This is a genomic window from Rickettsiales endosymbiont of Stachyamoeba lipophora, assembly GCF_003932735.1.
Classification (GTDB): Bacteria; Pseudomonadota; Alphaproteobacteria; order Rickettsiales; family 33-17; genus RICK01.
This window is the reverse complement of record NZ_CP033611.1, coordinates 232078-251828: the sequence shown is the minus strand read 5'-3', so window position 1 is coordinate 251828 and position 19751 is coordinate 232078. Positions and strand designations below refer to the sequence as shown.

Here is a 19751-nt window from a genome sequence, read left to right as displayed (position 1 = left end):
CACATGCTCATAACGTTTGATAATCTAAGCTTTGAATATGGTGATCAAATTATTTTTGAAAACCTTTCATTTAGCACCTGGCAGGGTAATGTAGTTAGAATCATTGGTAGTAATGGTAGTGGCAAAACAACCTTGTTAAAAACCATTGCGGGAATTCATAAAGCAAAAAGTGGTAGAGTATTATTAGATGGTAAATCAGAACTGTCTAAAGTTAGTTACTTAGGGCATAAACTAGGTTTGAATCTCGAATTATCAGTGATTGATAATATTATTTTTTGGGCAGAGTTAAATGATTCTGTCGAGTTAATTAGAGCTGCGCTAAGTTACTTCAAACTAGGGGTTTTAGCGGATGAAAAATGCTGTAACTTATCGCAAGGTCAGTTAAAGAGGGTGGCTTTAGCTAGGCTTATGGTAGTACCATCTAACATCTGGGTGCTAGATGAGCCTGAAATTAACCTAGACCCTGAATTTCAAGAAAGGTTGTTTCATGTCATTAGAGTTAGGGCAATGGAAGGGGGAATAATTTTTATCGCCTCTCACTTAAGCTTGCCAATTGAGAACATGATTAGTATTCATATGGATTATTTTGCGCCTATTCTAGAGGGCGTAGAATAATGAGAAAAATATGGATATTATTAAAAAACGATTTGTTGTTACCAAGCTTTTTAAATTTGCTAGCGATTAATATATTTTTTATAGCTTTTTTGTTCATTATATTTGGGTTTACATTAAATAATGTTAAAGATCCAGAATTTCAAATTCCAGTTATTATTATCTGGGTTAGTTATCTCATTAATATAGCTTTTCTGTACCCCAAAGTTTATCAAGATGATGTTGCAAGTGGCAGAATGGAAAGCTTCCTAGCAAACAAAATCAGTGCTAAGCAAATATTTATATCGAAATTCTGCTATGTTTTGATTGCTTTAAGTGTTATGAATTTAGTATTAATACCTCTCGCTTGTTTGCTGTATGAAATACCAACTATTACGCTAAATAATATCATTATTGCTACTATAATTACCAATCCAATTCTTGCTATGCTGATTAATATTTTTGCAAGTGTTTTAGTACAAGTGTCGCAATTTTTAGGAGTAATTATATTGCCGATGCTTTTACCAGTAACAATTCTTGCAATTCTTGCCAGTTTTGGTATGAGTTTCAGTATCAAGATTTTATTAGGAATAAATTTAATTTTATTGCCTCTAAGTATAAATTTATCTAAATTGCTAATTGAAGATTAAGAATAATTAAATTAAAGGCTATATGTATGTTTATCCAAATAGAAACTACGCCTAATCCTCAAACTCTTAAATTTATACCGGGAATAGAAGTGACTGGTGGCGAGCCATTTAACTTTCCGACTAAAGAAACTGCGCATACTTCTCCTCTTGCACAGATTTTATTTGAGATTCCTGATGTAGCCTCAGTATTTTTAGGGTTTGACTTTGTAACTATTACTAAAAAAGATCAAGCGGAGTGGGATACTTTAAAGCCAATATTACTTGCGACTATCATGGATCATTTTATCAGTAATAAGCCGGTTTTAAGTGCTGATCAATTATCAACAACCTCTACTAGCCAAATTAATGCAAATGATAGTGAAATAGTAAAGCAAATTAAAGAGATTATTGAAACTAAAGTAAGACCTGCTGTGGCGCAAGATGGTGGTGATATTGTCTATCATAGTTTTGAAGATGGGGTAGTTAAGCTTGAGTTGCACGGGTCTTGCTCGGGTTGCCCAAGCTCTACCATAACTTTAAAAAATGGAATTGAAAATATGCTCAAGCATTATGTGCCTGAGGTGGAAGCAGTAGAGGCAATTCAACCGCATGAGTTTTAATAATAATTTTATTGATGATTAAATTAAGATAACTACATAATATAAAGAGAATAAATGTCAGAAATAATTACTAGCGATGTTGCAGTTATAGGAGCAGGGCCAACCGGACTCTTTGCCATTTTTGAACTGGGAATGCTTAAAATAAAATCTGTAGTCATTGATGCACTCGATTTTGTAGGGGGGCAATGTTCAGCACTTTACCCTGAAAAGCCTATATATGATATACCTGCACATCCTAAAATAGCAGCGCAAGATTTAATTGAAAATTTAAAAGCTCAGGCTGAACCTTTTAATCCACAATATTTATTTAACCAGCAAGTGGTTAATGTGGTTAAGGAAGGTGAGTGGTTTACTCTTACTACTTCTAAAAATACGATTGTAAAAGTTAAAGCGATTATTATTGCAGGTGGTTGCGGATCTTTTGGTCCTAACCGTCCTCCACTTCAAAATATTGAAAGCTATGAAAAAAGCTCTGTCTTTTATATGATCAATAAGCGTGATATATTTAAAGATAAAAAGGTGGTAATTGCAGGTGGTGGAGATTCTGCCGTTGATTGGGCATTAAATTTGGCAGATATTGCTGAAAAAATTTATGTAGTACATAGAAGACCTAAATTTAGATGTGCTCCTGAAAGTGCTGATCAAATGTATAATATTGCTAAGCTGTCTGGTAGGATAGAGATGGTTATTCCTTACCAATTAGATGGTCTGTTAGGTGATAATGGCCAGCTTTCACATGTGGTGGTAAAAGACTTAGAGGGCAATACTAAAAATTTAGAAGCCGATTATTTACTGCCATTTTTTGGTTTAGCAATGGAACTTGGTCCTATTAGGGATTGGGGGCTCAATATTAATAAAACTCATATTGAAGTAGTACAAAATACTATGAGTACTAATGTGCCGGGAATATATGCAATTGGTGATATAGCTCACTATCCTGGGAAATTAAAATTAATTTTAACTGGATTTGCTGAAGCTGCTCATGCAGCATATGATATTTATAATATTATATTTCCTAATCAAGCATTACATTTTGAATATTCGACTACCAAGGGAGTTGCAGCAAGCTAAAATAAGATGACAGCAAAAATTATTGACGGTAAAGCTCTTGCTGAAAAATTTAATCAGCTAACTAAGCAGCAATTGAAGGAGCTAAAGAAGAAATTTAAATTAGTTCCTTCTTTAGCTGTAATCTTAGTTGGTAAAAACCCAGCCAGCCATATTTATGTAAAACGTAAAGTTGCTAAATGTAATGAATTAGGTATTAAATCTTTGCAGTATTTGCTACCTGAAGAAGTACAAGAAGAGGAATTGATTGAACTACTTTCAAGAATTAACTCTAATCCTACTATTAATGGCATTTTAATTCAATTGCCGCTTCCAACACATATTAATACCAGGAAAATTATTAATCATATTCATCCTACCAAAGACGTTGATGGCTTTACTCCTACTAATGTTGGTAAGTTAGTTTTAGGCCAAGATACCTTAATTCCGTGCACGCCCTTTGGTTGCTTGATGCTCATTAAGTCAGTTAATGATGATATTACAGGAAAACATGTGGTAATTATGGGTCGTTCCAATATTGTAGGTAGGCCGCTGGCTCAATTGATGATAAAAGAAAATGCTACAGTTACAGTGACACATAGTTATAGTGAAAATTTGAATGCTATAACCAAGCAAGCGGATATTTTAATTGTCGCAGTAGGTAAAAGTGGCATTGTAACCAAAGACATGGTGAAGTCAGGAGCGATAGTTATTGATGTAGGGATTAACCGCCTTACAGATGGCAGTTTAAGTGGTGACGTTGATTTTAATAATGTGAAAGAAGTTGCTAGCTTCATAACTCCTGTACCGGGAGGGGTGGGACCTATGACCATAGCAATGCTTATGCATAATGCTTATAAGGCGTGTTTAATGCAAAATTCATTGCTAGTTGAGGAATAAATAGTGAACAAATTTGATGTTATTATAATAGGTAATGGCCCTTCTGGTGGTGCGTTAGCTGCTGCTTTAGCCAATATGGATTTAAAAATTGCCTTAATTGATATTAAGCCGCTTATCGGCGGTGAAACCCAGGTTAAGCCAGATCCAAGAACTTCAGCAATTGCCAATTATTCTGCTAAGATTTTGGACAATCTAGGGTTATGGCAGGATCTAGGAGAAAAATCTGGTTTAATCGAACAGATTAGAATTACTGATAATGATAGTCCGTTGTTTCTGCATTTTGATAATATCCTTATTAATCACCAAGTGATGGGATATATTGTATATAACCAAGATATGCTCTCAATCTTCCATCAAAAAATATTAAATTCAAATAATATTACGTTTTTTAATCATGCGGTCGTAAGTGTTAGTAGTGATGCTTATAAAGCGACTGTGACCTTAGATGATGGTAGAATAATCTCTGCTGCTTTAGCTATTGCAGCGGATGGTAGAATGTCTAAGGTTAGAGAGTTGTATAATTTTGAAATTAGGCAGAAAGACTATGGCCATTCGGCCATGATTGGTTATGTAACTCATGAAAAACCTCATAATAATATAGCATTAGAAAAATTTTACTCATCTAGCGGCCCTTTTGCAGTATTACCATTAAAAGATCAGCATACTTCTAATTTTGTTTGGACAGAAACTCATCTATCATCTACGGCGATTTTAAAATTAACGCCAGAGAAGCAAGCGGAATTACTTAATGATAAATTCGGTTATCATTGGGGTAAAGTAACGCTTGCTTCTAAGTTATATTCTTATCCACTTAGTTTAGTGCATGTTAATAGATATTTTCAAGATAGAGTATTGTTATTTGGTGATGCCGCTCATGGCATTCACCCAATTGCCGGCCAAGGCTATAATTTAAGCCTTAGAGATTTAGAGATCCTAGTGGCCAAGATTAGTGAGCAGCTAAGCATTGGTGGTGATTTAGGTTCTTATCAGATGCTAGAAAGCTATGAACTTGCAAGAAAAACCGATGATACTAATATGATTATGATTACAGATCTATTAAATGCTTTGTTTTTATCGGATAATCCATTGGTTAAATTATCAAGGCAGGTGGGTTTAAAGCTAATTAATACTATCTCTCCGCTAAAACAGTTTTTTATGAATTATGCTATGGGTAAACGCAATGATTAATGGTCCTGAGGTGCCACCAATTAGTGGTAATGCTCCTAAACAATTATGTATTATTCTTCACGGCTATGGTGCAGATGGATTTAATTTAATAGATCTGGCGCGCATTATAGGGCAGGAATTTCCGGATATGCAATTTATAGCTCCTAATGCTCCTCATCCGTTTGAAATGGGTGATGAAGGACATCAGTGGTTTAGTTTGTATGAGCGTTCTGATGAATCATATTACCAAGGGGTACTGAGTGCTGAAAAACATCTTAATGAATTTTTAGATTATCAGCTAAAAAGGTTTAATTTGGCTGAAGAAAATTTAATTGTAATGGGTTTTTCGCAGGGTTGTATGACAGCGGTGCATACTATGCTGAGGCGGGAAAAGGCTTGTGCATTGGTTGTAGGATTTTCAGGAAGGATGCTTGGTAGCATGGATCAAATTAAATCATCATTAAAATCTAAGCCGACAATCTGCTTAATTCATGGTAAAGAAGACGAGGTAGTGATGTTTGAGTATTTTAATGAGGCCAAATCTAAATTAAAAGATTGCGGTGTTGAATGTAATCACCTTGCTGTAGATCGCTTGGGGCATTCTATTGATTACCAAGGTCTCAAATTTGCAGTAAAACATATTAGGCAAGCTATCTAACGTGAATCATCAGTTTCATAATAAAACCTATTATATTATAGGCTTAGGTAAAAGCGGGCTTGCAAGCTATAATTTTCTAAAGCCTTTTGCTAAGCAAATTTATGTTTGGGATGATAAAAATATTCCTGAAATCCTGCAGGATTATGCTTGTTCACCTGATGCAATTCTACCAAAAACCATTTTAAATCAAGTAGATGATTTTGAAGGCGAGCCTGTAAAAGAGAGTAAAAAATACACGCATAAAGGTGAAGACTGTAAAAATCATCTAGGTCATTTAACAAAGAGAAGTGGTGTTAGCTGGCAAGAGATTGACTATGTATTGGTATCTCCAGGTATTCCTACTCTTTTTCCTAAACCTCACAGAGCGACCGAGCTTGCGGTAAATAATAATATTCCAATTATTTCTGATCTCGAACTGTTGTTTGCGTTTGCGTCAAATGCTCAATTTATTGGGATTACTGGCACTAATGGTAAGTCTACTACCACCAGTTTAATTTATCATATTCTCAAAGAAAATGGTTTAAAAGTAGCATTGGGTGGTAATATAGGTATACCAGTATTAGAGCTACCTATTAATAATTCCAGTGATTTTATTTATGTGCTTGAGCTTTCCTCATACCAATTAGAGTTATTAAAAGAATATCATTTAAATTTAGCGATATTGCTAAATATTACTAAAGACCATATTGAGCGTCACGGCAATATGGAAAATTATATTCAGGCCAAGTGTAAGATATTTGAAGGACAAAATGCGAGTGACTTGCAAATAGTGAGTATGGATAGCCCAATTCTTAAAGAAATAATAGGTGGGTTGCAACTTAGCTCTAAAGCACAGTTAACGCAAATTAGCACTGAAACTATTTTAGAGCATGGTATTAATTTTAAAGATAATAATTTATTTATCAACCACGATAAAATAACAGATATAGAATTTAAACATTTACCAGGTAGGCATAATAAGGAAAATATAGCAGCTGCTGTCGCAGCCACTTTGTTTATGGGGTTAGAACTTACAAAAATTTTAGAATCTATAAAAAGTTTTAAACCTTTAAAGCATCGTTTTGAGTATATAACAACGGTTAATAATGTGGAATATTATAATGACAGTAAGGCGACTAATGCAGAGGCTGCAATGGCAGCTATTACTTCGTTTGATCAAATATACTGGATTTTAGGTGGCGTACCTAAAGAAGGTGGGATTGATATTTTAATTCCTTATTTTAAATGCATTAAAAAGGCCTATTTAATCGGAGAGGCTAAAGAAGAGTTTGCTAGAACCTTAGTTGAGCACAAGGTGGAATATGTGATTAATGGTACCCTGGATAAGGCATTACTTAATGCCAAAAAAGATGCCGAAATGGAAGAGGGGATTAAAAGGGTGGTGTTTTCACCAGCTTGCGCTTCTTTTGATCAATTTAAAAATTTTGAGCATCGTGGTGAAGAGTTTATAAAAATAATTTACAAATGGCTTGACAACTAGGTGTGTTACTGGGTATACTCCATCAGGTTCAAAATATAGGTTTAGTATGAAAGTTTGTAGCTCTCTTAAATCAGCAAAAAAGCGTGATAAAAATTGTCGTGTCGTTAAAAGAAAAGGCAAGATCTACGTTATTAATAAGAAAAATCCTAGATTTAAAGCCCGTCAAGGCTAATCTAAGATATATGGTGAGTATTCTACCATAAAATTCCTCCTCCCTTTGCCCCTCTGAAAAGAGGGGTTTTTTGTTTTTAAAGCTGTATAATATATGCTTGTGGATAGTCTTAGTCGTTAGGCCCCTTGCTTCCCCACCTTGGATAATAATTTTGCTATTGAAATGCTGGTTGTTCCTCAAATGTGCTTAATTGTTCTCCCGTGATCATCTTTATTGTTTTAAAAATTAATTTGTTAACCTTTTATTTTTATGCTATAATAAATTTAATAAATTAAAATAGGTAACTTATGGCTAAGGGTAGTAAAAACGATAATTTTGCAAATCCTATTATTCCAGCAACAGATGTGCGGAGTAAAGCGCAAAAAAGAAAAGACAAAAAAGCAGAAGAAAAAGATAATAATTCTAATGTTGCTTTTGAAGGGAGAGACTCTAAAGAGAGGGTGAGTACTAAAAAATTAACCGCTACTGAACGCCAAAAGCAAAATCATATTAAAGCAGAACAGAAAAGAACAGAAGATAAAGCAAGGAAATTAACTGAGAAAGCTCAAGCGCAAGCACAGGCGCAACTGAAAGCAGAAAAGAAAAGAGCAGAAGAAGAGAGAGCAAGAAAACTAACTGAAGAAGCTCAAATACAAGTGCAACGCAAAACAGGGAAGATTGCTGCCCAGAAAGCTAAAATGGAAGATAGCGACAATAAACTACAGGAAGGCAAAAAAAAGGCACATGAGGACAATCAAAAAAGAATTAATATACTAAAGCGTACTGCAACGGAAAAAAAGCAGGAAAATGCGATATCTCAACAGGGCGAGATAGCAGCAATGGGACCAGGGAAACAAAAACTCACATTTGCTACAAGAGCTAAAAAGCCTACAAGAGGAGTTCCAAGCGCTATAACAACAGCAAAAAGTAAATCCTATTTTACTCCTGGGGTAAGAACCAAAGTGGTGGGTGGCTTTACAGCTAAAGTCATTGGCGGTAGAGATGGTGATAGCCTCAAAATACCAGGTAAAGCTGTAACTTGGAAAATTCAGAGTGCTAGAAATCATATTACCAATATTTTAAATGATTTAAATTATGCAGTAGGGATTTATAACGTTCAGAAAAAACAATTTGAGCTGCCATTGAGTGGTGGGTTCAAATCAGGTTGGCATACTCTAAAATCAGCTGCTAATGCTTTAAAAGAAACAATAATGTTAGTAGAGAACCTTACTGTAGGTAACCTCTCTTATATTAACCCTAACCATCAGCCAAGCAAGCATGTTGGACAAAGATTATGGGAGATTGGTTCAAGTATTGCTCATGTGGTAAAAGAATTTTCTAAAGCTACTGTTATCCCTAAAATTGGTTATGAATTAGTAGCTGCCATCACTAAAGTAGCGGTAGGTTTAATGAGCGGTGTGGTGTTTTTATTTATGTATGGTGTAGATAAAGGTCTTATTGAGCCAAGTATAAGTGCTAAAGAAAGGATATTTAAAGAAGCTAAAACTACTCATGCATCAGCAGAAAAAATAGCTAAAGATATAGGAGCCATACATGACGCTAAAAATGATAATATATCTTTACAAATTGAGTTGAATCATCTTGCTGGCTCAGCTGGTATCGATATGGCTAGTAGAGGTCAATAATTTAATTTATAGGCTGGCACATTAAGAGTACCTCATTAGTTATGTGAAGTGCTCTTAATTTGTAAATTTTATATTAATCAATTATTCCAAACTTCGATAGATCTTAATAGTTATGCTCATTTAATAATTTAGATATTTTTTTATAAAGAATAGCATTTTAGTCTTTTTTAACTACTAGTGATAAATGAGCAACAATATTAAAATATTAATAAAATTGATAAAAACCACGATCCCTAGGAATTCTTAAGCAGTAAATATGTCAATTAGTTTATTTGAAAAAAAATAAAAAAGTTTAGTTTACGCTTTGCATTTTTTTTTTGATTATAGGTACTCATTTATAAAATTTTAAATCGAGGTGATTTTGTGAACAATTTGCACGCTCAAGGTGATGCATCTTGCGAAAGAATAGACAATAGTGTCTTATCCATAGAGGCTTTTTCTAAGCTTCAATCAGACTCTAAAGCTATATTGCTCGATGTAAGAACCCAAGAAGAATGGCAAACAATAGGTTCACCAGATTTATCTTCTATTAGTAGGCAAGCTGTTAAAATTAGCTGGCGTAGATCACCTGATATGGAAATTAACCCCCATTTTTTAGATGAGATTATGCATATTTTAAATTCAAAACAACCAACTATCTATGTAATGTGTCGTTCAGGCGCTAGGTCATTTCAAGCTAGTGAATTTTTAAAACATCATGGATTTAATGCAATAAATATTATGGACGGTTTTGAAGGTTCAACTAAGGGCCAAGGCTGGAAAAATAGTAATTTACCGTGGGGCTTGTAAAATGATTGAAACAGCCGTAATGGATACAATGCTAAGTGACCAAAAAAACATTCAAATACAAAGATGGGTTTTTGTTAAACAGCAACTTCAAAGTTATTATAATGATAATATCTATGAAAATTGGCTAGCCGGGTTAGAACTGGTAAGTGTAGATGGTGGTAAGGTTGTTATTAAAGCTTCTTCTCGTTTTGTACGTGATTGGGTCATTAATAACTATCTAACTGTAATCAGGCAGCATTGGCAGATTGTTGATAGTAACGTTATAGCTGTAAGTGTTATTACAGATAATAATACCGTATCAGCTAATTTGGGTGCTAATGAGGTGGCAACAGTTAGCAATCATATAACAGTAGAGAACCATCCTAAGAAAGCAGAAATTGTTAATGGTACTTTAGATTCAAAACTTACCTTTGATAACTTTGTAGTAGGTAAGTCCAATCAATTTGCCTTCGCAGCAGCTAAAGCAATGGCAGCAATGGATAATAGGTTAGAATTTAATCCATTGTTTTTTTATAGCCCGGTGGGTCATGGTAAAACTCATTTAATTCAGGCGATTGCGCATGAGATTATTCAATTATATCCTGAAAAGAATATTTGTTATTTGACTGCTGAGCGCTTTATGTTCCAATTTGTGCGTTCGCTAAAAAATAAAGATATCATTACCTTTAAAGAGCATTTTAGAGGAGTGGATGTATTAATAATTGATGATTTGCAGTTTATTTGCGGTAAGGAATCTACCCAGGAAGAATTCTTTCATACCTTTAATACATTAATAGAAGATGGTAAGAAGATTATTTTAGCCTGTGATAGATCACCCAATGATCTTGAGGGGTTAGATTTTAGGTTTAAATCACGTTTAACTTCAGGGTTAGTGGCAGATATCGCACCAAGTGATTATGATTTGCGTGCTAAAATCGTTGAACAAAAAGCTAAAGTTCAAAATTTAAGCTTAAATAAAAACATCATTGATATGCTGGCCAATAAAATTACTACCTCAATTAGAGAATTAGAGGGGGCAATTAATAAAATTGCCGCTTATAGCACTTTCTTAGGGCTTAAAGTAACTTTAGAAACAGTTGAGGACTTGCTTAAAGATTTACTCAGAGCTAGCAGCCGTAGTATTACTGTTCAGGCAATTCAGCAAAAGATTGCAGAATATTATAAAATAAAAATAGGTGATTTATCTTCAACCAGCCGTCAGCGCGAAGTGGCGCGTCCAAGGCAGCTGGCAATGTTTTTAGCTAAAAAACATACTACACATAGTTTGGTAGAGATTGGTAAAAAATTTGGTGGTAGAGATCATACCACCGTTATGCACGCCATTAAGCAAATTGAAAAATTAATTACCGGTAATAGTGAGCTGGTTAATGATATGGTGGCAATAGAGCGCGCAATGGCGTCATAAAAAGAGCTTTAGATATAGTTAAAAAAGCCTAGGACGTACCAAATTTCTAGGCTTTTTTGTTTTTTAATTGGTATTATAGTTCTTGGCTGTTACCTTTATTTTTGCTAGCTTGAAGGCGCTCTTCATGGGTTGCTTTGGTGGGCGCTATCTTAGATTTTGGAGTTAGTAATAATTTTGTAGTATCTTCATCTAAAAAAGAAACAATCTTATGGCGCGCAACATCTAAGGGAATTAGCATTCCTTCTTTGGTGTAATTAGTAGTAATAAATTTAAGTTTATTTTGATTAATTAACTCTACTTGTTTGAGCACCTGATTTACTTCTGCCTTTTTGGTTTGCAATAACTCAACTTGGTCTTCTCTACCTTCTAATTCGTTTATTTCGCTTTGTAGCCTGTTAATTATAATATTATGAATACCGCTGAGAAGTAAGGCATAAGCTTGAGCAATTTTTGGGCGTATATCCTGAAATAAAACTGCATTATGTAGTTCTTCTTCATTAATATTAAGTGTTTTAAATTCTGCTATTTTTTGTTCTATACCTTGATTAAAACTTAAATAGTTTTCCTTTATCTCTTCGCTCAGATAATCTTCAGCCGTTTTATTATGTATATTTTGTAGAGTAGGATTAACTCCAGCTAGTAGTAATTCCTTACATACTGTTAGAATATTTGATCTTGGTAGAAAATAACGTGCAGTATGATGTAATATAGTGTTCTTAAGGGTATCTTTGGTATTAGGGTCAGCACCTTGTTCTAATAGTACTTTTAACATCTCAAGATTTGCTGGTCTATATAATGGAGTGTGCTCATCGTTATTTTTAGCATTAGGATCAGCGCCTCGTTCTAATAAAGCTTTTGTTAGCTCAATATCACCCTTTTGTACTGCAAGATGTAATGAAGTATCATTATTGACATCTCGGGCATTAGGATCAGCACCTTGCTCTAATAAAACTTTGGTCATCTCAGTATAACCAACTGCTATTGCGTAATATAAAGGGGTTCGATTATTGTCTATTATAGTGGTAACATCAATATCCGCACCTAGTTTGATAGCAGACCAAGCTAACCAGGGATAATTCTTTATTACTGCATAACATAAAATTTTAGTACGATAATTACTCATTTTAATCATCTAATAATAGTTAAATATTTAACTATTATGACATAAAAAAACCTATCAAGCTAGCAACATGTAAAAATTTTGATTATGTAAGAATTAAGAACTGTTAATTTATAAGATTTCTTGAATAGACGTGCTTTTAATATATATATCATTTGAAAGGGAGAATAAGATGGATAATGAAGATATAAAATATATTAATAAAATTGAAGCGCCGATAAATCGTGCATTAATTTTGGTATGTGAAAAATGTGGGCAAAAATTGACTGATAGTACGAGCAAAGAAGATAATCCCTCCTTTAAATTACAGCAGCAATTAAAGCAAGAAATTAATGTTAACCGTAATCCTAAAGAATTGCGTGCAGTATTAACTAGCTGTTTAAGTGTGTGCCCGAAAGAAAGTATTACAGTTGGAATCTTAGCTACTGACAATGCTACGCAGGCAAATCAATTTTTTACTATTCCTAAAAATAATTTGAATGAAAAACTTACCCAATTTATATTTAACCAAGCGGATGCAGAAGCTATTGAGAAATAAGATTATTTTTTAAATATCACTGCTTAACATTGATAATTAATTAGTGGTGAGCTCAAGCTATATCAGCTAATTAATTACAATCTAACAAAAAAACTTTTTACAAAATAAATATAAGCTTTAAAGTTATATGCATTAACTAACTATCAATTAAAGAGGCTTTCAACCATGACACTGGTGGATAATTTACTAGACCTTGATTTAAGTATTGATTTCTCAATTTCTAAAGGCAATTTACTTGCTGCGGTTTCTCACCTGGAAGGAGTAGTAGAGAAGAAAAATACTATAGCTATTTTGGGTAATATTTTAATTGAAGCAAATGAGGATAATACTCTAACGCTTACCACCACTGATATGGATATTTTAGCTTCAGAAACTATTGAAGCAAATGTAAGAAAAGCTGGTAAAATTACTATTCATGTACAAACTCTCTTTGATATTTTGCGTAAGCTTAAGAAAGATGATGATGTTAATATTACGCTTAAAAATGCTCCTAATCCAATTGTTGAGCTTTCAGCGGGTAAGTTTAATATTAAAATGCCGTTTTTAAACGCTGAAAATTTTCCATTAATCAGTATGGATGATTACTCTTCAATGTTTGAGCTGCCTGCAGTTGATTTAAAATATATGATAGAATCTACACAGTTTTCTATTTCTCAAGAAGAAACTAGATATTATCTAAATGGTATTTATCTTCATAATGATGAAGGATTTTTAGCAGCAGTTAGTACTGATCTGCACCGCCTTTCTAAAGCGAAAGTATTATTACCCCAAGGAGCGCAAAATTTTACTGGTATTATCATTCCTAAGAAATCAGTTATGGAGATTAACAAGCTGCTTGAAGGTTTCACTGGTAATATAGTGATTAAGATTTCTGCGGCAAAATTTTCAATGGAATTTGAAAATATTAAATTTATTAGCAAGCTGATAGATGGGCAATTCCCGGATTACGTTTCGGTCATTCCGCAAACTTCCCCAAATCAAATTATTCTTGATCGGGTAGAACTTAAAAAAACCATCGAGCTAATGATAGTGGTGGCGGATGATAAAACTAAAAATATTAAATTTAGTATAATTCCTAATAAGATTATTATTTCAGTATATTCCGAATTGCATGGTAATGCTAAAGAGGAGCTGGAAATTGATTATAATGGTCCTGAAACTGACATAAGCTTTAATGCAAAATATGTTTTAGATATACTTGCTGTTATTTCAGGTAATAAAATTAATTTTAATTTTAACGATGCCTATTCAGCCGTGTGTATTATTGATAATGATGAAAAAGAAGATAAAGCGCGCTTTATCGTTATGCCAACCCGTAACTAATAATAGCTTGTGTTAACTTACGAGCAAGAATCTACTCATACCTATCATAAAGAAGTCACTGTTTTGCATGCGGTGACTTCTCTTTATTTAGAGAATTTTCGTAATTATCAAACTCTATCTTTAGTAGTTAGGCCAGTTCCAGTATTCCTTAAAGGTGATAATGGAGCAGGCAAAACTTCTATTTTAGAGGCTATCTCACTATTAATGCCTGGAAGAGGGCTTAAAAGTGTAGATAATAATGAATTAAAACGTGATCACCAACATAATTGGCTAATTTCATCTCATGTTAAAACCCAGGAAGAGGAATACCAAATCGGTACAGGGTTAATTAATATTCAAGGTAAAGTAAAGAGGGTTATTAAGGTCAATGGTGAGCATTTGAAAACAGCAAGTGAGCTTAGCAATTACCTAAATATTATTTGGCTTACCCCGCAACTGGAGCAATCACTACTTGAAAGTAGTGGTAATAGACGCAGGCTTTTTGATCGGATGGTATATAATTTTTATTCTAATCATGCCTCTTTAGTGCTGCAATATGAAAAGAAGGTGAAAGAACGTCAGCATATTTTTAAAATGGGTAGAGTAGATGAAAAATGGCTTGAGATTATTGAAATAGATTTAGCAGAGCTAAATTATCAAATCGCCCATAATCGCCTTCATACTTTGAACTTAATCAATGAAACTATCAGTAAGTTAGATATTCCATTTCCTAAGCTTTATCTTAAAATCAAAGGTAATGTAGAAGATCTCATTGAACAGCAACAAGTTGATAAAGAACAGTTGTTAGAGTTAATTAAGAAAAATCGCAAGCTTGATCAATTATCAGGTAAAACTACTTTTGGGGTACATAGAACCGATCTGGAAATTTATCATTATGAATTCAATAGGTTGATCAATTTTTGCTCAACTGGAGAGCAAAAGGCCATGGTATTATCACTGATTTTATTTCAGGCTTTTGCTAAAAAAATGCAAAGTGGTTTTGCGCCTATTATGCTGTTAGATGAAGTGATGGTGCATTTAGATGGTAATAAACGTCATGCATTACTTGATACTTTGCAAGTTTTAGAAGCTCAAAGTTGGATAACTAGTACTGATGATGATTTTTGGGGTATGGTCAATTTCGAAGCAGAATATTTTGAGATTAGCAATGGTAAAATCAAGCATCCGACCTAGCTTTTTAAAAGATTTTTTTAAATTTATTGTAATACTTAAAAATTGAATGAATCTCTTCTTAAGATAGTAGGGACAAAATAATATGAAATCTGATAGCTCTACTCCTGGGATTTTTGGTTATATAGTAGCTTGTATGAAAAATGGTGATAGTGAGAGAGCTATAGCAGCAATCAACGATCTGCCTGAAAGTGAAATTCATAATATCAATCTTAACAATGGTATGTCGTTATTGGAGTGGGCGTATGTTTATAAGCAAATTTAAGTAGCCAGAGCCTTGTTCATCAAGGGTATAGGTAACAAACATGATGGTTGGAAACATATGATAATGTATGGAAATAGTTTATGTAACAATGAATGGCGAAAACTATTTTTACCGCGTATATCGGCTGAGTTTTTAGATCAAAAGCTAAGTATGATAGTAGATGGCATAATTGATCGCGGGATTAATTTACTTAATCATCAATCTTCTTTGTATATAGTTTTAGAATGTTTAAGAGAAAAAATGGTTCAAGAGCAATTTGATGATAAAGTACGTTCTATATTTTTAACCTTTATGTCTAGCTTACAAGGCAAGACTTTCCACTTTGATAGAGCATATTGCAGGCCATTGCCTGAGTTTCTTTTGATTAATTATGGTGAAAGTCTTGCTCTCTTATTTAAAAGTAAACAATTAATAAATCTTGATCAAGTAATACCCATTAAGCTTGTTATACGTAGCAATGAATTTGTAGATATATTTTTAAATGATTTTAATGTGCTTTCATTTGCGATAATTTGCCATTTTAAAGTGGAAGCTGTTAGAGCTATTTTAGCAATTAGCCCACACTTATTAACGCAAGAGATAAAAAGTAATCGGCAGGCATTACCACCTCTCTGTCATGCTTTACTTTTCAGAACATTCGACTTAGCTAACATGTTATTAGATTATACTCCAGAATTGGATAAGGAAAGCAGTTATCTTTATTGGAAAAAAATATTAGATATAGCAATAAAAACCAAAAATTGGAAATTTATTAAAGCAATGCTCACGCGTAAGCTAATTACTTCTCCTTTTATAGATAGTGGCTCGCTAGCACAATTAAAATCAATGCTGGAATTTGATTATTTTGATGAAATAGAAGATGAGCTTGTAGATAAGCCTGCTGAGCATCTAGAAGCGCTAAAATCTATTATTAATAATCAGGAGCCTAGGATGGAACTATCAAGCAGAACGAAAGAAGCATTAGAGGGCTTAAGAGAGCTTTATCAAGGAAGACATCAGTTTATAAATGAATTTGTCACTGCTCTTTCAAGGCAGCAAACTTATGTTAAAAATGATAGTGGTGAAAGCTTACTAGGGTATGAACAACCACCAATAGAATTAGCTAATTTTCAATTAGGAATTTATGCATTAGTTTTAAAAAAAAGGGCGCAACTTGAATTGGAGATAGATAATAAATATCAAGACCATACTGCTAAAATTGTTAAAATTCAAAGATGCTGGCGTGATTATGTTGTTAGTAAAAGAGAGAGGAGTAACGTTGAGCAGATGATTAACTCTGCTTGTGTACTTTCTACAAGGTAGCGTCTACTTAATCTAAGTGCATAGAACCTAAAGTGGCTATATTATTCTTATTGCTATAGTTAGTAATTTAGCATTTGGGCTTTTGCACCTATTATGTTGTTAGATGAAGTGATGGTGCATTTAGATAGTAATAAACGTCATGCATTACTTGATACTTTGCAAGTTTTAGGAGCTCAAAGTTGGATAACTAGTACTGATGATGATTTTTGGGGTATGATTCGTTTTAATGCTGAGTTTTTTGAGATTAAAAATGCTAGCATTGTGGCAAAAAATGCTGTAACTTAAACGCACAAATATTAGGCCATTTGCATAACTTAAAAGTAGGCAATAAAGTCTTAGTAGGAACTTAGATGAGTATCCCCCAATGCTTAAAAGTATTTATGGAACCAAGGCTAAGTTTGACTATAAAATTACTGCTTATGTGGGTTATACAATAAAGTCTGTTAGATCACTAATTAAATAAAGGTTCTATGACAAACTCAAATTCAGTACCAAAGATGGAACAAGAATATACTGCAAGCTCTATTACAGTATTAAAAGGTTTAGAAGCGGTTCGTAAACGTCCAGGAATGTATATTGGCGATACTGATGATGGTTCTGGGCTTCATCATATGATTTATGAGGTGGTAGACAACTCAATTGATGAATCACTGGCTGGTCATTGCGATTTAGTCAGTATTATTCTTAATAAAGAAGGATCAATAACCGTTAGTGATAACGGCCGTGGTATTCCTACGGATATTCATCAAGGTGAAGGGGTTTCGGCAGCTGAAGTAATTATGACTCAGCTACATGCTGGTGGTAAATTTGATCATAATTCTTATAAAGTATCAGGTGGTTTACACGGGGTTGGTGTCTCGGTTGTTAATGCGTTGTCTGTATGGCTTAAGCTTAATATTTATCGTGGTGGGAAAGAATATTTTATGTCTTTCCACAATGGTGTGGCTGACGCTCCTTTAACGGTAGTGGGTGACGCTGGCGGTAACAAAGGAACTGTTGTTACCTTTATGCCATCAACGGAAATATTTTCAAATATCATTTTTGAAAGAAGTAGGCTGGAGCAAAGATTTAGAGAGCTCGCTTTCTTGAATTCAGGAGTGCGAATTAAACTGGTGGATTTACGGGAAGAAGAAGCTCATGAACAAATATTTTATTATGAAGGCGGAACAGAAGAGTTTGTTAAATATTTAGATCGTACTAAAACCGCTGTACATCCTTGTATTAAAGTGAGTGGTGAGAGCAATGGTATTTATTGTGAAGTAGCTCTTGAGTGGAATGATAGCTACCATGAGAATATTTTAACTTTTACTAATAACATCCGTCAAAATGATGGTGGAACTCACTTAATAGGCTTTAAATCAGCATTAACCAGGGTAATTAATAGTTATGCTAATTCAACCGGCTTACTTAAAAAAGAAAAAGTAACTATTAATGGTGATGATGCTAGAGAAGGGATGACTGCAGTAGTTGCCGTGAAAGTTCCCGACCCTAAATTTTCTTCGCAAACTAAAGATAAATTGGTGAGTTCGGAAGTAAGAACTGTAGTAGAAGATATGGTTTCAGAAAAGCTGGAACGTTGGCTTGAAGAGCATCCTACTGAAGGCAAAATTATTATCGGTAAAGTGATTGAGGCCGCAGTTGCAAGGGAAGCAGCACGTAAGGCGCGTGAATTAACTCGCCGTAAAACGGCATTAGATGTGGCTAATCTTCCGGGAAAGCTAGCTGATTGCCAGGAAAAAGATCCAAGTAAAAGTGAACTATTTATAGTAGAGGGTGATTCGGCAGGTGGTTCGGCTAAACAGGGTAGAGATAGAAAATTCCAGGCTATTTTACCACTTAGAGGTAAAATCCTTAACGTAGAACGGGCTAGATTTGATAAAATTTTATCCTCCGATCAGATTGGAACTTTAATAACTGCACTTGGTACCGGTATTGGTAAAGAAGAATTTGACCTTATCAAAACCAGATATCATAAAATTGTTATCATGACTGATGCAGACGTGGATGGTGCACATATCAGAACCTTGTTGTTAACTTTCTTCTATCGTCATATGCGAGAGGTAGTTGATGCAGGCTATTTGTATATAGCCCAACCGCCATTATATAAATTAAAGCGCGGTAGTAGCGAAAGATACTTACAAAATGAGCAAGCATTACAAGCTTATCTCTTAAGTGTAGTAACTGAAGATGCTGAGGTGAAAGCGAGCTCTAATCAATTGAAAGCTGTCGAGTTAGAAAGTTTTATTAAAAATATCTTCAAATTTAATAGCTATATAGGATTTAAGCAAAAATATTTAGAAAAACAACTGTTAGAAGCATTGGTAATATCTGGACTACTTGAAAATGCTCAGCAAAATTTTGCAGCTAAACAAGCTAGATTTAATCAAATAGCAGTACAAATGAATTATGAACCATTGCCAGTAGTTGAGCTTAAAGATAACCACGTAGCTCTTAGTTATGTACTAAATGGGAAAGATTATCATTTTAATTTTAATCAAGAATTATGCGAGCAAATCGGGGTGAGTGATATTCTTAAACTTTATCAGCCGATTAAAGCTTATTTTGAAAGTGAGGCCATGTATACGCGTAAATCATTTAGCTGCGCGGTTGAAATTCCATCAGACTTTATTACTCAAGTATTTGATAACGCTAAAAAAGGTGTGAGCATGCAGCGTTTTAAAGGTCTTGGGGAAATGAATGCTGATCAGTTATGGGATACTACTTTAAATCCACAGAATAGAACGCTACTACAGGTTAAAGTTCATAGTAATGATACTGCTGAAGAGGTGTTTACTACGCTGATGGGTGGTATTGTTGAACCTAGAAAAGAATTCATTCAGCAAAATGCATTAAAAGTAGAGAATATTGATATATAAAAGCTAAGCTTATTATATAATAATATTATTGTTTGTAAGGCGGTATATTACCCAATATGCCGCCTTTTCATTTT

The 19751-nt window shown here is 33.9% G+C and carries 20 protein-coding genes; 19 read left to right on the top strand and 1 reads right to left on the bottom strand.

Translation table 11 applies throughout. The features are described from left to right. Positions 1-3: 3 nt before the first annotated feature. The 12 genes from ccmA to dnaA all read left to right on the top strand — a co-directional run bounded on the left by ccmA (position 4) and on the right by dnaA (position 11083). Entirely contained in the window at positions 4-615 is a 612-nt protein-coding gene (gene ccmA / locus EF513_RS01115) for a heme ABC exporter ATP-binding protein CcmA (RefSeq protein ID WP_125215577.1), read from the top strand. Continuing rightward, complete coding sequence (locus tag EF513_RS01110; RefSeq protein ID WP_125215576.1) at positions 615-1241, top strand: heme exporter protein CcmB; 627 nt, start codon at positions 615-617, stop codon at positions 1239-1241. The genes ccmA and EF513_RS01110 overlap by 1 nt, the downstream gene beginning before the upstream one ends. A 26-nt stretch (positions 1242-1267) precedes the next feature. Next, positions 1268-1840 carry a NifU family protein gene (locus tag EF513_RS01105; protein ID WP_125215575.1) on the top strand — a complete coding sequence of 191 codons (573 nt, stop codon included), beginning with the start codon at positions 1268-1270 and terminating at the stop codon, positions 1838-1840. Positions 1841-1903: 63 nt separating this feature from the next. Beyond that, entirely contained in the window at positions 1904-2911 is a 1008-nt protein-coding gene (locus EF513_RS01100; RefSeq protein WP_125216837.1) for an NAD(P)/FAD-dependent oxidoreductase, read from the top strand. A gap of 6 nt (positions 2912-2917) precedes the next feature. Continuing rightward, positions 2918-3787 (top strand): bifunctional methylenetetrahydrofolate dehydrogenase/methenyltetrahydrofolate cyclohydrolase FolD, encoded by an 870-nt coding sequence (folD, locus tag EF513_RS01095; protein WP_125215574.1) that lies wholly within the window; start codon positions 2918-2920, stop codon positions 3785-3787. Positions 3788-3790: 3 nt separating this feature from the next. After that, positions 3791-4975, top strand: coding sequence for an FAD-dependent monooxygenase (locus EF513_RS01090; protein ID WP_164503786.1), 1185 nt, complete (start codon positions 3791-3793; stop codon positions 4973-4975). Further along, on the top strand, positions 4968-5612 hold the full coding sequence (locus tag EF513_RS01085; RefSeq protein ID WP_164503785.1) for an alpha/beta hydrolase: 645 nt from the start codon (positions 4968-4970) through the stop codon (positions 5610-5612). Before EF513_RS01090 ends, EF513_RS01085 begins: the two co-directional genes overlap by 8 nt. A 1-nt stretch (position 5613) precedes the next feature. Beyond that, positions 5614-7092, top strand: a complete 1479-nt coding sequence (murD, locus tag EF513_RS01080) for a UDP-N-acetylmuramoyl-L-alanine--D-glutamate ligase (protein ID WP_164503784.1) — start codon at positions 5614-5616, stop codon at positions 7090-7092. Positions 7093-7138: 46 nt separating this feature from the next. Continuing rightward, a complete protein-coding gene (gene ykgO, locus EF513_RS01075; protein ID WP_125215570.1) occupies positions 7139-7264 on the top strand; it encodes a type B 50S ribosomal protein L36 in 126 nt (41 codons plus the stop codon). 287 nt (positions 7265-7551) lie between these two features. Beyond that, complete coding sequence (locus tag EF513_RS01070) at positions 7552-8889, top strand: hypothetical protein (RefSeq protein WP_125215569.1); 1338 nt, start codon at positions 7552-7554, stop codon at positions 8887-8889. 363 nt (positions 8890-9252) lie between these two features. After that, positions 9253-9678 (top strand): rhodanese-like domain-containing protein, encoded by a 426-nt coding sequence (locus EF513_RS01065; protein WP_164503783.1) that lies wholly within the window; start codon positions 9253-9255, stop codon positions 9676-9678. A 1-nt stretch (position 9679) separates the two neighbouring features. Then, positions 9680-11083 (top strand): chromosomal replication initiator protein DnaA, encoded by a 1404-nt coding sequence (dnaA, locus tag EF513_RS01060; protein ID WP_125215567.1) that lies wholly within the window; start codon positions 9680-9682, stop codon positions 11081-11083. 73 nt (positions 11084-11156) lie between these two features. On the opposite strand, the gene EF513_RS01055 is transcribed toward dnaA, so the two are convergent. Beyond that, a complete protein-coding gene (locus tag EF513_RS01055; protein WP_164503782.1) occupies positions 11157-12206 on the bottom strand; it encodes an ankyrin repeat domain-containing protein in 1050 nt (349 codons plus the stop codon). A 169-nt stretch (positions 12207-12375) separates the two neighbouring features. Here EF513_RS01055 and EF513_RS01050 point away from each other — a divergent pair, with 169 nt between their 5' ends. The 7 genes from EF513_RS01050 to gyrB all read left to right on the top strand — a co-directional run bounded on the left by EF513_RS01050 (position 12376) and on the right by gyrB (position 19677). Next, entirely contained in the window at positions 12376-12741 is a 366-nt protein-coding gene (locus tag EF513_RS01050) for a thioredoxin domain-containing protein (RefSeq protein ID WP_125215565.1), read from the top strand. 165 nt (positions 12742-12906) lie between these two features. Further along, positions 12907-14064: a DNA polymerase III subunit beta gene (gene dnaN / locus EF513_RS01045; RefSeq protein WP_125215564.1), complete on the top strand. Its 1158-nt coding sequence runs from the start codon at positions 12907-12909 to the stop codon at positions 14062-14064. Between the two features lie 9 nt (positions 14065-14073). Next, complete coding sequence (recF, locus tag EF513_RS01040; RefSeq protein ID WP_125215563.1) at positions 14074-15237, top strand: DNA replication/repair protein RecF; 1164 nt, start codon at positions 14074-14076, stop codon at positions 15235-15237. An 82-nt stretch (positions 15238-15319) separates the two neighbouring features. Next, on the top strand, positions 15320-15499 hold the full coding sequence (locus EF513_RS01035; RefSeq protein ID WP_125215562.1) for a hypothetical protein: 180 nt from the start codon (positions 15320-15322) through the stop codon (positions 15497-15499). Between the two features lie 12 nt (positions 15500-15511). Further along, on the top strand, positions 15512-16801 hold the full coding sequence (locus EF513_RS01030; RefSeq protein ID WP_125215561.1) for a hypothetical protein: 1290 nt from the start codon (positions 15512-15514) through the stop codon (positions 16799-16801). Between the two features lie 93 nt (positions 16802-16894). Beyond that, a complete protein-coding gene (locus EF513_RS01025) occupies positions 16895-17086 on the top strand; it encodes a hypothetical protein (protein WP_125215560.1) in 192 nt (63 codons plus the stop codon). Positions 17087-17271: 185 nt separating this feature from the next. Then, entirely contained in the window at positions 17272-19677 is a 2406-nt protein-coding gene (gene gyrB, locus EF513_RS01020) for a DNA topoisomerase (ATP-hydrolyzing) subunit B (RefSeq protein ID WP_125215559.1), read from the top strand. Positions 19678-19751 lie beyond the last annotated feature (74 nt).